15 protein-coding genes are annotated in these 12,433 nt (G+C 66.7%); 9 read left to right on the plus strand and 6 right to left on the minus strand.

Annotated features, from left to right (window positions below; all coding sequences use genetic code 11):
* Positions 1-3: 3 nt before the first annotated feature.
* From ACN5W5_RS14975 to ACN5W5_RS14990, 4 genes are all read right to left on the minus strand, one after another.
* A complete protein-coding gene (locus ACN5W5_RS14975) occupies positions 4-654 on the minus strand; it encodes a glutathione S-transferase family protein (RefSeq protein WP_420049295.1) in 651 nt (216 codons plus the stop codon).
* 2 nt (positions 655-656) lie between these two features.
* Positions 657-1,589 carry an amidohydrolase gene (locus ACN5W5_RS14980; RefSeq protein ID WP_420049656.1) on the minus strand — a complete coding sequence of 311 codons (933 nt, stop codon included), beginning with the start codon at positions 1,587-1,589 and terminating at the stop codon, positions 657-659.
* Positions 1,590-1,691: 102 nt separating this feature from the next.
* Positions 1,692-2,375, minus strand: a complete 684-nt coding sequence (locus ACN5W5_RS14985) for a dienelactone hydrolase family protein (RefSeq protein WP_420049296.1) — start codon at positions 2,373-2,375, stop codon at positions 1,692-1,694.
* Between the two features lie 32 nt (positions 2,376-2,407).
* On the minus strand, positions 2,408-3,007 hold the full coding sequence (locus ACN5W5_RS14990; RefSeq protein ID WP_420049297.1) for a 2-hydroxychromene-2-carboxylate isomerase: 600 nt from the start codon (positions 3,005-3,007) through the stop codon (positions 2,408-2,410).
* Positions 3,008-3,090: 83 nt separating this feature from the next.
* On the opposite strand from ACN5W5_RS14990, the gene ACN5W5_RS14995 reads away from it, so the two are divergent.
* The 3 genes from ACN5W5_RS14995 to ACN5W5_RS15005 all read left to right on the plus strand — a co-directional run bounded on the left by ACN5W5_RS14995 (position 3,091) and on the right by ACN5W5_RS15005 (position 5,133).
* Entirely contained in the window at positions 3,091-3,861 is a 771-nt protein-coding gene (locus ACN5W5_RS14995; RefSeq protein ID WP_420049298.1) for an SDR family oxidoreductase, read from the plus strand.
* Between the two features lie 13 nt (positions 3,862-3,874).
* Entirely contained in the window at positions 3,875-4,402 is a 528-nt protein-coding gene (locus ACN5W5_RS15000; protein ID WP_420049299.1) for a MaoC family dehydratase, read from the plus strand.
* 110 nt (positions 4,403-4,512) lie between these two features.
* Positions 4,513-5,133: a MarC family protein gene (locus ACN5W5_RS15005; protein ID WP_420049300.1), complete on the plus strand. Its 621-nt coding sequence runs from the start codon at positions 4,513-4,515 to the stop codon at positions 5,131-5,133.
* Here ACN5W5_RS15005 and ACN5W5_RS15010 read toward each other — a convergent pair.
* On the minus strand, positions 5,033-5,860 hold the full coding sequence (locus tag ACN5W5_RS15010) for a GntR family transcriptional regulator (protein WP_420049301.1): 828 nt from the start codon (positions 5,858-5,860) through the stop codon (positions 5,033-5,035). The two genes, ACN5W5_RS15005 and ACN5W5_RS15010, sit on opposite strands and share 101 nt — an antisense overlap.
* Before the next feature lie 8 nt (positions 5,861-5,868).
* The gene (locus tag ACN5W5_RS15015) at positions 5,869-7,548 is read right to left on the minus strand and encodes a sigma 54-interacting transcriptional regulator (protein ID WP_420049302.1); all 1,680 of its coding nucleotides are present in this window, start codon (positions 7,546-7,548) and stop codon (positions 5,869-5,871) included.
* A gap of 336 nt (positions 7,549-7,884) precedes the next feature.
* On the opposite strand from ACN5W5_RS15015, the gene ACN5W5_RS15020 reads away from it, so the two are divergent.
* Genes ACN5W5_RS15020 through ACN5W5_RS15045 form a run of 6 tightly spaced genes read left to right on the plus strand, consistent with a single transcriptional unit; the run spans position 7,885 to position 12,428 of the window.
* On the plus strand, positions 7,885-8,085 hold the full coding sequence (locus ACN5W5_RS15020; protein WP_420049303.1) for a phenol hydroxylase subunit: 201 nt from the start codon (positions 7,885-7,887) through the stop codon (positions 8,083-8,085).
* A 35-nt stretch (positions 8,086-8,120) separates the two neighbouring features.
* A complete protein-coding gene (locus tag ACN5W5_RS15025; protein ID WP_420049304.1) occupies positions 8,121-9,116 on the plus strand; it encodes an aromatic/alkene monooxygenase hydroxylase subunit beta in 996 nt (331 codons plus the stop codon).
* Positions 9,117-9,150: 34 nt separating this feature from the next.
* Positions 9,151-9,420: an MmoB/DmpM family protein gene (locus ACN5W5_RS15030; protein WP_305362195.1), complete on the plus strand. Its 270-nt coding sequence runs from the start codon at positions 9,151-9,153 to the stop codon at positions 9,418-9,420.
* 23 nt (positions 9,421-9,443) lie between these two features.
* A complete protein-coding gene (locus ACN5W5_RS15035; protein WP_420049305.1) occupies positions 9,444-11,003 on the plus strand; it encodes an aromatic/alkene/methane monooxygenase hydroxylase/oxygenase subunit alpha in 1,560 nt (519 codons plus the stop codon).
* Positions 11,000-11,356 carry a phenol hydroxylase subunit P4 gene (locus ACN5W5_RS15040; protein ID WP_420049306.1) on the plus strand — a complete coding sequence of 119 codons (357 nt, stop codon included), beginning with the start codon at positions 11,000-11,002 and terminating at the stop codon, positions 11,354-11,356. Before ACN5W5_RS15035 ends, ACN5W5_RS15040 begins: the two co-directional genes overlap by 4 nt.
* Before the next feature lie 7 nt (positions 11,357-11,363).
* Positions 11,364-12,428 carry an NADH:ubiquinone reductase (Na(+)-transporting) subunit F gene (locus ACN5W5_RS15045; protein ID WP_420049307.1) on the plus strand — a complete coding sequence of 355 codons (1,065 nt, stop codon included), beginning with the start codon at positions 11,364-11,366 and terminating at the stop codon, positions 12,426-12,428.
* Positions 12,429-12,433: the final 5 nt, after the last annotated feature.

The raw sequence follows: 12,433 nt of genomic DNA on the forward strand, positions 1-12,433 counted from the left end.
ACTTCAGACAAAGGGCGGACTCAAACCCTCGTTGGCCAATGCCCGCTGCACCGCAGGCCGGTCCAGCATGCGCTGCAGGTACGGACCCAGCTGGCGCTTGCTGCGGGCGGGCGCACCGGCAAAGTTGCGCGTCCAGCGGCACAGGGTGAACACGTAGGGGTCCAGCGCGGTGTAGGCCGCCCCCATGAACCAGGGGCCACCATGGCGGGCCAGCTCGTTGTCGAGCTGCTTCAGGAGGTTGTTGATGCGGATTTCGGCGTGGTGCCGGACCTCGGCGGCGCCCGCCGCGTTGCCGGCATTCACCCAGCGATCGGGGTAAAAATAGACGATCAATGTGGCTTGCAACGTGTTCGTCAGCCACATCAGCCACTTGTAGAAGTGCGCGCGCTCGGGGGTGCCCAGCGCGGGTGCCAGGCCGCTGGCCGGGTGCGTGTCGCACAGGTGCAGACAAATCGCGGCGGTCTCGTACAGCACCAGATCGCCGTCGGTGAGCACCGGGATCAGGCCGTTCGGGTTCAGCTTCAGGTAGGCCATGGTCTTCTGCACGTCCTGCGCGCGGTCCACCAGCACACGCTCGTAGGGCACGGCCAGTTCTTCAAGCAGGATGTGCGGCACCATGCTGGCGGTGCTGGGGTAGTAATGCAGCTGGATCATGGTCAGTTCTTCGGGGTGGGCACGCCAAACAGGCGTGCCCCATTGTCCCAGCCAATTTGCCGCGCCACGTCGGCCGGCAGGCCGCCGAGCCAGACGCGGTAGCCCTGCATCAGTTCGCCGTAGGAGAGCCAGCGCTGGTTGATCCAGGTGTCCGAGCCGATCAGGAAGCGGTCCGGGTACTTGAGCAGCAGCGTGCGCCACTCGGGGCACAACTGGCCCCCCTCGCAGGTGAGGCCCGGCCGGTAGGAGAGCTCACCCATCAGGCGCTGGTAGCGCGCCATGAGTTCGTCGACCCGCGCCACCGGCGTGCCGCCGATACCGGTGTGGGCCCAGATGAGGCGAAATCCGGCACCCCCACGTTCCGCCATGGTGTGGGCCGGTGGCGGATCGATCTGCCCCTTTGACGGCGTGTGCGCCATCAGGAGGTCAATGGCCGCATCGTCCACATGGGCCAGGATCGCCAGCCCTTTGTCCTCGGCGAGCGCCATGAGCCGCTTCGCCACCGGACCGTTGGCATTGGCGCTGTCGTACAGGTGGAACTCGCCGAGTCCGCGGAAGGGGCCGGCGGGCGTGCCTTTGGCCAGTTCGGCCTGCACCAGGTCAACGATGGTGCCGTCGCGAAACCAGTTGTTGTAGTCAGCCCGGTTGCGGTAGAGCCGCACGAACGGCACCACGGTCACGCCCGCGGCGCGGGTCTGCTCGCGCGCCTTTGCCAGGGCGCGGGTGCCGTCGTTGGGGCGGGAGTTCGCCAGCACGGCGCGCACCCCGCTGGTTTGCATGCGCGCGAGCACGTCCGGCAATGGATGCGGGCAGCCCGGCGCAGGTGCATCGTGTACACAGGCCTCGTCGTTGTAGTGAAGGTGGGCATCGAACAAGGGCCCGGTGTAGGCGCCCTGCGCCGCGGCCGACAGCACCCAGCCGGCCACCAGGGCCAGCCCGGAGAACCGCGTCAGGCCGGCGGCGCTCACTGGAATACCCCCCGCGCTGCGCGCTCCGGGGCTGAGCGCCTTCGGAACGGCCGGGAGGCGCTCATGATTTCAGCCCAGGTGCTGCGCCAGGAAGGCCAGCGTGCGCTCCCGCGCGAGCTTCGCGGCCTCGGCGTTCCAGGCGCCGCGGTGGTCGCAGTTGAAGCCGTGGTTCGCGGCGTAGACGTGCACCGTCACACCGGGCTGTGCCTTCTCGAAGGCGCGCACGCTGTCCAGCGGAATCCAGTGGTCCTGTTCGCCGAAATGGGCCATCACCGGCACGCGGGGCTGGCGCGCCGCCTCGGCCTCGGTGGTCATGCCGCCGCCGTAATAAGGCACGGCGGCTGACAGGCCGTTGAGCGCACTCGCCGCGCGCCAGGTCAGCAGGCCGCCCCAGCAGTAGCCAAGGATGCCGACCTTGCCCCCCTGCGCCGCGTGGTCGATGGCGGCCTGGATGTCGGGCATCACGCCCGGCACGGGCAGCGCCTCCACCGCGGCTTTGAGCGCCATGCCGGCCTGCATGTCGGCTTCGGCGTAGCCCAGCTCCACACCGGTCTTGACGCGGTGAAAGGTGGACGGTGCGACGACAAAATAGCCGTCGGCCGCGTAGCCATCGGCCACGGCGCGGATGTGGGCGTTGACGCCAAAGATTTCCTGCAACACGACGAGGCCGCCCTTGGGCTGGCCGGCGGGTTGCGCCACGTAGGCGGGGAACGTGAAGCCGTCGGCGGCGGTGAGGTTGGTGAATTGCCCCATGGAATGCTCCAGTGTTGTTGTCAGAAAAGCGGTCAGGCCGACAGCCGGCGTTCGACGAAATCGAGCCGGTCCTGGCCCCAGAAAACTTCGCCATCAATGACGTAGCTTGGCGCACCGAACACCCCGGCGTCAATCGCCTGCGCGGTGTGTGCGGCGTACAGCGCTTTCGCGCCGTCCTGCTGCGACTGCGCCAGGCGCTGCGGGTCCAGCCCACATTCGTCCAGCAGCTCGGCCAGCACGGTGGCGTCGGCGATGTCGCGCTCCTGCGCCCACACCGCCCGGCCCACCGCGCCGGTCAGCCGCATCGCGGCGGCGTCGCCGTCCTGCTCGGCCACGGCCGTGATCAGCCAGCCCGCCGGGTCGCCGGCCACCGGGAAGCAGCGCGGCTGCGGGTTGAGCGGGATGTCGAGCGCCTCGCTGAAGCGGCGCAGCTCCACCAGCCGGTAGGCCTGGCGCTGGGGCGCCCGCTGCGGCAGCGGCAAACCGCCCGACACGGGGAACACTTTGCCGAAGTCCACCGGCAGCACACGCACCTGGGTGTCGGTGCGCTGCAGCAGGTCGGCAAAGCGCTCGTGGCCGAGGTACATCCAGGGGCTCTGGGGAGCGAAGTAATAGTCGACTGTGCGACGCATGGCGGTCTCCTGACACTGTTGTAATGAAGGGCGGTACAGCCGGTGTTGTAAGCCATACCGGCGGCTTTTGCAGGAGACAGGTTATGGATCAGAAAGACGGCGCAACGGAAAAGAAGGTTTTGCTGGTGACCGGTGGCAGCCGCGGCATCGGTGCGGCCACCGCCTTGCTCGCCGCACGCCAGGGCTGGGCCGTGGCGGTGAACTACTCAAGCAATTCGCCAGCCGCTGACGAGGTGGCGCGAGCGATCCGCGCCGAGGGTGGCACCGCGATCACGGTGCAGGCCGATGTGGCCAACGAGGCGCAGGTGCTGCGCATGTTCGAGCAGGTGGACGCCCAGTTCGGGCGGCTCACCGGGCTGGTGAACAACGCGGGCGTGGTGGACGTGACCGCGCGGGTTGACGAGATGAGCGTGGCACGCTGGCGCCGCATGTTCGACATCAACGTGATCGGTTCGATGCTCTGCGCGCGCGAAGCGGTGCGCCGCATGAGCACGCGGCACGGCGGCGAAGGCGGCGCCATCGTCAACGTGTCCAGCGCGGCGTCGCGCCTGGGCTCACCGGGGCAGTACGTGGACTACGCGGCGGCCAAGGGCGCCATCGATGCGTTCACCATCGGACTGGCCAAGGAAGTCGCAGCCGAAGGCGTTCGCGTCAACGCGGTGCGGCCGGGCCTGATCGAAACCGAGATCCACGCCTCGGGCGGCTTGCCCAACCGCGTCAACGAGCTCAAGCACCAGGTGCCCATGCAGCGCGGCGGCACGGCCGACGAGGTGGCGCAGGCCATCGTCTGGCTGCTGTCGGACGCCGCGAGTTACACCACCATGAGCCTGCTGGACGTGTCCGGTGGCCGATGAGGAGATCAACCACATGACCGCCACCACACCCGAACAAAGCCCGCACATCAAGATCTGGTGGGAAGACCTGGAAATCGGCCAGGTGCGCGACCTGGGCAGCCTCTCGCCGACCAAAGAAGAAATCATCACCTTCGCCAGCCAGTTCGACCCGCAGCCTTTTCACCTGAGCGAAGAAGCCGGCCAGGCCTCGGTGTTCGGGGGCCTGAGCGCCAGTGGCTGGCACACCTGCGCCATGGCCATGCGGCTGATGGTCACGAATTTCCTGCACGAAACATCGAGCCTCGGTTCGCCCGGGCTGGAGAGCCTGAAGTGGACCAAGCCGGTCTACCCCGGCGACGTGCTGCGGCTGCAGCACACCATCACCGAAAAGCGCGCCATGAGCAAACGGCCCGACGTGGGCCTGGTGCGCACGGTGTGGGAGATGTTCAACCAGCACGGCGACAAGGTGCTGCACATGGAAGGCTACGGCATGTTCCGAAGAAGAGAGCTTGAGCCCCCAAGCTCCACCGCTGCGCGGGTCGCTGCCCCCCCAGGGGGCTGATCCAGCCTGGGGCGGCCCGGCGCCGGATCGCTACGGCGGCAGCGCATGAATGCCCCCTGAAATCCGCTGATGCAGCGCGGGCGCACGGTTCCTGCCCCACAATGCCGGCCATGGATTTCAAGCCCCTCATCACCCTGCTCGCCATCGTCAACCCGCTGGCGATCGTGCCCTTCTTCATCCACTACACACAGGGTTTCACCTCGGCGCAGCGCCGGCGCACCATCCTGATCTCGTCGATCAGCGCCTTCGCGGTGATCGCCACCTGCGCCATCATCGGCCTGCAGATCCTGGAGTTCTTCAGCATCTCGCTGGCGAGCTTCCAGGTCGGCGGCGGCATGCTGCTGCTGACCTCGGCGCTGTCGATGCTGAACGCACAACCGGCCGAGGCCAAGACCACGCAGGGCGAAGTGGACGACGCCTCAGCCCGCGCCTCCATCGCGGTGGTGCCGCTCACCATCCCGCTGCTCACCGGCCCGGCCACCATGTCCACGGTGGTGATCTACGCCGACCAGGCCAAGACCTTTTTCCAGCACGCCGCGCTGGTGGGTTACGGCGTGGTGATCGCCCTGGCCACCGCCGTGTGTTTCTCGCTCGCCAAACCCATCGCGCGCCTGATGGGCCAGACCGGCATCAACGTGATGACCCGGCTGATGGGCCTGATCCTGGCCGCGCTGTCGGTGGAGGTGATGGCGGCTGGCCTGACCAAGCTGTTTCCGGCGCTGGGGCAGTGATGGCAACAGCTTCATCGGCGTGCCGGGTGAGCAGGTCGCAGGTCAGGCGGATGTGTGCTTCCAGCGCCAGCGCGGCGCGCGCCTCCTGACGCGCCAGCGCAGCCAGATAGATGCTCTCGTGTTCGGCGTGCACATCGCGCTCCACGTGGGCCGTGGCGCCCAAACGGATGGCCACGTGCCGATAGCGCTCGCCATGGCGGTAGAGAATGTCCAGCAGGTGGCGCGTCCACGGCGAGACGTGGCCGGCGATCAGCGCCTCGTGAAAGCGGCGATTCGCCCGCTCCCATTGCTGCGGATCGCGCGCAGCGCCGCCCGCTTCGGCTTCGCTCAGTTCGGCAAAAGCCCCTCGCAGCGCCCGTTCCCACATCGCATCGCCTTGCCGGATCGACTGGCGCAGGGCCTCGGTCTCCAGCCGCACCCGCGTGTCGGTCAGATCGCACAGGTCTTCGAGTGAAATCGCGCTGACCCGATAGCCCCGCTGCCCCTCGACCGTCACCAGCGCGTCCGACACCAGCAAGGCCAGCGCCTCGCGCAGCGTGCCGGCGCCCACGCCGTAGGAATCCTTGAGGTGTTCGACCCGCAATCGCAGGCCCGGCGCCAACTGGCCACAGACGATGTCGTGGCGCAGCGCGCGGTAGGCGCGTTCGGTCAGGGTGCGGGGCTCGGGTTCCTCAGGCCTGGGAACCGGGCCGATCGGACGGGCGGGTTGGAGCAGCTCTTGCAGCATGGTGCGGGTCAGTCGGTTTCAGCGGGTTGCTGGCGCTTGAGGCGGTAGGCGAGCTGGGCGCGCGAGATGCCCAGCAGCCGCGCCGCACCGGAGAGGTTGCCACGGCTGCGCTCGACCGCCAGCGCCAGGACCTGCGCCTCCAGCGATTCGATGGGCACGCCGCTGTCGAGCACGCGCTCGCACAGGGCCTGTTCGTCCTGCGGCGCGCGGCGGGCGAGCCGGCCCTGGGGGTCGATGCCGTCGTGCGCCACGTCCGGCTGGTTGGGAAACAGGTGCTCGACCTCGATCACCGAGCCTTGTGCCGCCAGGATCACGCCACGCTCGACCAGGTTTTCCAGTTCACGCACATTGCCCGGCCAGTCGTGCCGGGTGAGTGCCAGCAGGGCCCGGTCGCTGAAGCCGGCCAGGCGCTTCTGGTGCAACGCGGTGAAGCGCGCCAGCAGGTGCCGCGCGAGCGGTTCGATGTCGCTCGGCCGTTCGCGCAGCGGCGGGATGCAGATGGGGTAGACGTTCAGGCGGTAGAACAGGTCGCGGCGGAACAGCCCGCGTTCGACCGCGCTTTCGAGCTGGACGTTGGTTGCCGCCACCAGGCGCACGTTCACCCGCCGCGCGCTCTCACTGCCCAGGCGTTCGATCTCGCCCTCCTGCAGCACGCGCAGCAGCTTGGCCTGGGCCGGCATCGGCAGGTCACCGACCTCATCGAGGAACAGCGTGCCACCTTCGGCGCGCTCGAAGCGCCCTGCCCGCGCGGCATGCGCCCCGGTGAACGCGCCCTTCTCCACGCCAAAGAGTTCGGCCTCGATCAGCTCGGCCGGCAACGCCGCGCAATTCACCGCCACGAAAGGCCCCGCCGCGCGCTCCGAGTGCTCGTGCAGCGCGCGGGCAAAGCGCTCCTTGCCCACACCGGTCTCCCCGGTCAGCAGCACCGAGACCTGGGTGCCGGCAGCCCGCAGCATCAGGTCGTGTGCCCGCTGGAAACCGGGCGAAGAACCGACCAGCATGCCGCCGGCCTCGGTCGGCCCGAGGCTGCTCTTGAGCGCCTCGACCTGCTGGCTCAGCGCGTCCATCTTTTCCAGCAGGGAATCGTCTTCGAAGTACTGGCGGTGCGCATCGCCATCGGGCCATTCATCGATCGGTCGGCCCACGATGTGGCAGTGGTCGTCGCCGCAGGCGCCGCAGCGCGTCTCCTTGAACAGGATGTGCCGGCCCATGAAGGCACTGGTGTAGCCGCTGGCGTAGCCCAGCAAGGTCCAGCACGCCGGCTCGTCGACCACGCCGTAGTTCAGGCGGTGGGCATGGGCTTCCCAGGAGTCGTCCCAGCGGAACTCCCCTTCGAACTGCCCGGCCTCGGCGTTCATCTTCAGCACCACCGGCGTGACCCGCGCCGCGCCTTCGAGCATGTGCAACTGCGGGCCGACCATGAACATCTCTTCCAGCGTGCGCGAACCGCGGATCTTGGCGGCAAAGCCCGCGTCGTGCAGGCCGCAGGCGTAGCCCATGCGGGTGAGCAAACGCCGCGCCTGCTCTTTGCCGACCGAGGTGATGAGGTCGTGCCGCAAGGCCGTCAGCGCGGCCGTGTGCAACAGCACCATGCGCCGCTCGCCGAGCCAGATGGCGCCGCTATCGGGTTCGAAGCGCAACAGCCGGCGCAGGTCCTGGTCGGGGGGGTAGGTCAAAGCAGCGTCCAACGGTGTCTCCAGTGATCGGGTTCTGATGACCCTCTTGAATCTCGATATTTTCACCGAATGCCACCTCCACGGCAACCCACCTGCCCGAACTTCGGTTTTTTCTCATTTGAGAAAAAACGCCTTCAACCACCTCTTCAAATCGTCAAATTCGGACGCAAAGCACCCCACTTTTGCCATTACTCACGCTATCAGTTGAGCAGAACTCATACGAATGCTGCACAGCAGCTTGGCCATTTTCCTAGGGATTTCCCTTAAATATCGAGATTTTCGATCTTCCGCGGCTTCATTGGCACGGTGCCTGCAAAGAAGAGCACGTCCACGATCGCCACAACCGCCATGAACCCGAGCACCGACCTCCCCCTGCCCGCCTGCGACACCTCCCTGCGTTTCGTGCGCGTGATGGAGCGGCGCGCCGACGGGTTGGTCAGTTTCGAGTTCTCGATCGGCTGGCCCGAGCTGGCGGTGGAACTGATGCTGCCCGAAGCCGCCTTCGAGGCCTTCTGCGCCAACAACCAAGTGCAGCGTCTGGACGCGTGAGTGTTCGACAACCATTCCAACGGAGACAAGCCCCGATGAACATCGACCTGCAGGCGCGCGAGATCACCCCGCTGCGCAACACCTTTGCCCACGTCGCCAGATACATTGGCCATGAGAAGGCCGCGTCGCGCTACCAGGAGGCCACGCTCGGCGCCCAGCCGATGACCAACTTCCACTACCGGCCCACCTGGGACCCGGCGCACGAGCTCTTTGACGCTTCACGCAGCCGTGTCCAGCTCGCCGACTGGTATGTGCTCAAGGACCCGCGCCAGTTCTACTACGCCAACTGGACCATGACCCGCGCACGCCAGCAGGACGCGGTGGAATCCAACTTCCAGTTCGTCGACCAGCGCGGCATGGTGGCCATGATCCCCGACGCGGTGCGGGAAAAAGCGCTGGCGATCCTGCTCCCGCTGCGCCACGCCGCCTGGGGCGCGAACATGAACAACGCGTCGATCGCGGCCTATGGTTACGGCACCGCCTTCACGGCGCCCGCCATGTTCCACGCGATGGACAACCTGGGCGTCGCGCAATACCTCACCCGCCTGGGCCTGGCGCTGGCCGATCCCGAGGTGCTGGACACGGGCAAACAAGCCTGGCTGGACGCGCCCGAGTGGCAGGGTCTGCGCCGCTACGTGGAAGACAGCCTGGTGGTGCAGGACCCGTTCGAGCTCTTCGTGGCGCAAAACCTCGCGCTGGACGGCCTGCTCTACCCGTTGATCTACAGCAGCTTCGTGGATGACCACATCGCCCTGCAAGGCGGTACGGCCGTGGCCATGCTCACCGCGTTCATGCCGGAATGGCACGACGAGACCGCGCGCTGGATCGACGCCGTGGTGAAGGCCGCGGCCGGTGAAAGTGATGCCAACCGCCTGTTGATCGCGCAGTGGACCCAGGACTGGGCCGATCGCGCGCAGGCCGCGCTGTCGCCCGTGGCCCGTCTGGCGCTGGGCGAACACGGCGAATCGGCCCTGACCGAAGCCCGCGACAAGCTCAACACCCGCAGCCGCAAGGCCGGTGTGCTGGCCTGACGAACGTCCCTCCCGCCCCCACCAGGAACCCCCCATGTCCAACGTATTCATCGCCTTCCAGGACAACGAAGAGTCCCGGCCCGTGATCGAGGCCATTGCCGCAGACAACACCGCCGCCCGCGTCGTGCACTCGCCCGGCATGGTCAAGATCGACGCCCCCGGCCGTCTGACGATCCGGCGCGAAACCATCGAAGAGATCACCGGTCGCCCCTACGACCTGCAGGCCATCCACGTCAACCTCGTCACGCTCTCGGGCCACATCGACGAAGACGACGACCAGCTGACGCTCAGCTGGAAGCACTGAACACAACGCACCAGGAGACAAACATGGACACCCGTGTCACCAAGAAAAAGCTCGGCCTGAAAGAACGCTACGCCGCCATGACCCGCGGTCTGGGCTGGGAAACCTCCTACCAGCCCATGGACAAGGTGTTCCCCTACGACAAGTACGAGGGCATCAAGATCCACGACTGGAACAAGTGGGAAGACCCGTTCCGCCTCACCATGGACGCCTACTGGAAATACCAGGGCGAGAAGGAGAAAAAGCTCTACGCCGTGATCGAGGCCTTTGCGCAGAACAACGGCCAGCTGGGTGTGACCGACGCGCGCTACATCAACGCGCTCAAGCTCTTCATCCAGGGCGTGACGCCGCTGGAGTACTACGCCCACCGCGGCTTCGCCCACGTGGGTCGCCAGTTCACCGGCGAGGGTGCGCGCGTGGCCGCGCAGATGCAGAGCGTGGACGAACTGCGCCACTACCAGACCGAAACGCACGCCATCAGTCACTACAACAAGTACTTCAACGGCATGCACCAGTCCAACCACTGGTTCGACCGCGTCTGGTACCTGTCGGTGCCCAAGAGCTTCTTCGAAGACGCCATCACCGGCGGCCCGTTCGAGTTTCTGGTGGCGGTGAGCTTCTCGTTCGAATACGTGCTCACCAACCTGCTCTTCGTGCCCTTCATGAGCGGCGCGGCGCACAACGGCGACATGTCCACCGTGACCTTCGGCTTCAGCGCGCAGAGCGACGAGTCGCGCCACATGACGCTGGGCATCGAGTGCATCAAGTTCCTGCTGGAGCAGGACCCGGCCAACGTGCCCATCGTGCAGGGCTGGATCGACAAGTGGTTCTGGCGCGGCTACCGCCTGCTCACCCTCGTGGCCATGATGCAGGACTACATGCTGCCCAAGCGCGTGATGAGCTGGAAAGAAGCCTGGGAGATGTACGCCGAAGAAAACGGCGGCGCCCTCTTCAAGGACCTGGCGCGCTACGGCATCCGTGAGCCCGCCGGCTGGAAGCAGGCCTGCGAGGGCAAGGACCACATCAGCCACCAGGCCTGGAACACCTTCTACAACTACAACGCCGCAGCCCCCTTCCACACCTGGGTGCCCAGCGAAGAAGAGATGCAGTGGCTGTCGGAGAAGTACCCGGACAGTTTCGACAAGTACTACCGCCCGCGCCTGGAGTACTTCCGCGAGCAGCAGCAAGCCGGCAACCGCTTCTACAACAAGACGCTGCCCATGCTGTGCACGACCTGCCAGATCCCCATGCTGTTCACCGAAGAGGGTGACCCGACCAAGATCTGCTACCGCGAGTCCGACTACTTCGGCAACAAGTACCACTTCTGCTCGGACCACTGCAAGGGCATCTTCGACCACGAGCCACAGAAATACGTGCAGAGCTGGCTGCCGGTGCACCAGATCTACCAGGGCCACTGCTTCAAGCCCGGCACCGACCCGACCGCCGAAGGCTTCGATCCGCTGATGGCCGTGCTCGATTACTACGAGATGAACGTGGGCCGCGACAACTTCGATTTCGAAGGCTCGGAAGACCAGAAGAACTTCGCTGCATGGCGCGGTGAAGGCGCACAAGGAGAAGCGAAATGAGCGTGACTGCGATCGGTACCTACGACTTCCCGATGAAGGACGTGCGCGAGAACTTCCCCGCGCCCCTGCTCTACATCGGCTGGGAAGACCACCTCATGTTCTGCGCGCCGTTCTGTCTGCCGCTGCCGCCGGACACGCCGTTTGGCGCGCTGTCCGCAGCGGTGTTGCCCGGCATCTACGGCTACCACCCCGACTTCGCCCAGATCGACTGGAACAAGGCCGAGTGGAAGAAAAACGGCCAGCCCTGGCAACCCGATCCGGCCAAGTCGCTGGCCGACAACGGGCTGGTGCACAAGGACGCGATCCGTTTCCGCTCGCCGGGCCTGACGGGCATCAAGGGCTCGTTCAGCTGATCCGGCCATGAGCTACCAACTGACGATCGAACCGCTGGGCGCGACCATCGAGGTCGAGGACGGCCAGACGGTGCTGGACGCGGCGCTGCGGCAGGGCATCTACCTGCCGCACGCCTGCGGCCACGGCCTGTGCGGCACCTGCAAGGTGCAGGTCTGCGACGGCGAGGTGGACCACGGGGCGGCCAACCCGTTCGCGCTGATGGACTTCGAGCGCGACGACGGCAAGACCCTGGCCTGCTGCTGCACGCTGCAGAGCGACACCACCATCGAGGCCGAGATCGACGAGGAGCCCGATGCGCGCGTGATCCCGGTGCGCGACTTCGCCACCACCGTCGGCCACATCGAAGACCTCACGCCGACCATCAAGGCGATCCACCTGCAGCTGGACAAGCCCATCGACTTTCAGGCGGGGCAGTACGTGCAGGTGGAGATTCCGGGTCTCGGCCAGAGCCGCGCGTTTTCGATCGCCAACGACCCTGCCGACGTGGCGGCCACGACCCGCATCGAGCTGAACGTGCGCAAGCTGCCCGGCGGCGCCGGCACCACCTGGCTGCACGAGCAGCTCAAGGCCAATGACAGTCTGCGCGTGTCGGGTCCCTACGGCCGTTTCTTCGTGCGCGAATCGGCGCAGCAGCCGATGCTGTTCATGGCCGGCGGCTCGGGCCTCTCCAGCCCGCGTTCGATGATCGCGGACCTGCTCTCGCGCGGTTGCACGCTGCCGATCACCCTGGTCTACGGCCAGCGCTCGCGCGAGGAGCTGTACTACGACGCCGAGTTCCGCGCGCTCGCCGCGCAGCACCCGAACTTCACCTATGTGCCGGCGCTGTCGCACGAGCCCGAGGGCTCGGACTGGAATGGTTTCCGAGGATTCGTGCACGAGGCGGCCAAGGCGCATTTCGGCGGCAACTTCGCCGGCCGCAAGGCCTACCTGTGTGGCCCGCCGCCCATGATCGAGGCCTGCATCAGCACCCTGATGCAGGGCCGCCTGTTCGAGCGCGACATCTACACCGAGAAGTTCCTCTCGGCGGCCGACACCCAGGCCACGCGCAGCCCCCTGTTTCAGCGGGTCTGACCGGT

It is taken from the genome of Hydrogenophaga sp. ZJX-1 (genome assembly GCF_048590325.1).
Classification (GTDB): Bacteria; Pseudomonadota; Gammaproteobacteria; order Burkholderiales; family Burkholderiaceae_C; genus Hydrogenophaga.

Bases quoted from the DNA above. Each gene is read 5' to 3' on its own strand.
- ACN5W5_RS14975 (WP_420049295.1), bottom strand. From the start codon at position 654: ATGATCCAGCTGCATTACTACCCCAGCACCGCCAGCATGGTGCCGCAC.
- ACN5W5_RS14985 (WP_420049296.1), bottom strand. From the start codon at position 2,375: ATGGGGCAATTCACCAACCTCACCGCCGCCGACGGCTTCACGTTCCCC.
- ACN5W5_RS14990 (WP_420049297.1), bottom strand. From the start codon at position 3,007: ATGCGTCGCACAGTCGACTATTACTTCGCTCCCCAGAGCCCCTGGATG.
- ACN5W5_RS14995 (WP_420049298.1), top strand. From the start codon at position 3,091: ATGGATCAGAAAGACGGCGCAACGGAAAAGAAGGTTTTGCTGGTGACC.
- ACN5W5_RS15000 (WP_420049299.1), top strand. From the start codon at position 3,875: ATGACCGCCACCACACCCGAACAAAGCCCGCACATCAAGATCTGGTGG.
- ACN5W5_RS15005 (WP_420049300.1), top strand. From the start codon at position 4,513: ATGGATTTCAAGCCCCTCATCACCCTGCTCGCCATCGTCAACCCGCTG.
- ACN5W5_RS15010 (WP_420049301.1), bottom strand. From the start codon at position 5,860: ATGCTGCAAGAGCTGCTCCAACCCGCCCGTCCGATCGGCCCGGTTCCC.
- ACN5W5_RS15020 (WP_420049303.1), top strand. From the start codon at position 7,885: ATGAACCCGAGCACCGACCTCCCCCTGCCCGCCTGCGACACCTCCCTG.
- ACN5W5_RS15025 (WP_420049304.1), top strand. From the start codon at position 8,121: ATGAACATCGACCTGCAGGCGCGCGAGATCACCCCGCTGCGCAACACC.
- ACN5W5_RS15030 (WP_305362195.1), top strand. From the start codon at position 9,151: ATGTCCAACGTATTCATCGCCTTCCAGGACAACGAAGAGTCCCGGCCC.
- ACN5W5_RS15035 (WP_420049305.1), top strand. From the start codon at position 9,444: ATGGACACCCGTGTCACCAAGAAAAAGCTCGGCCTGAAAGAACGCTAC.
- ACN5W5_RS15040 (WP_420049306.1), top strand. From the start codon at position 11,000: ATGAGCGTGACTGCGATCGGTACCTACGACTTCCCGATGAAGGACGTG.
- ACN5W5_RS15045 (WP_420049307.1), top strand. From the start codon at position 11,364: ATGAGCTACCAACTGACGATCGAACCGCTGGGCGCGACCATCGAGGTC.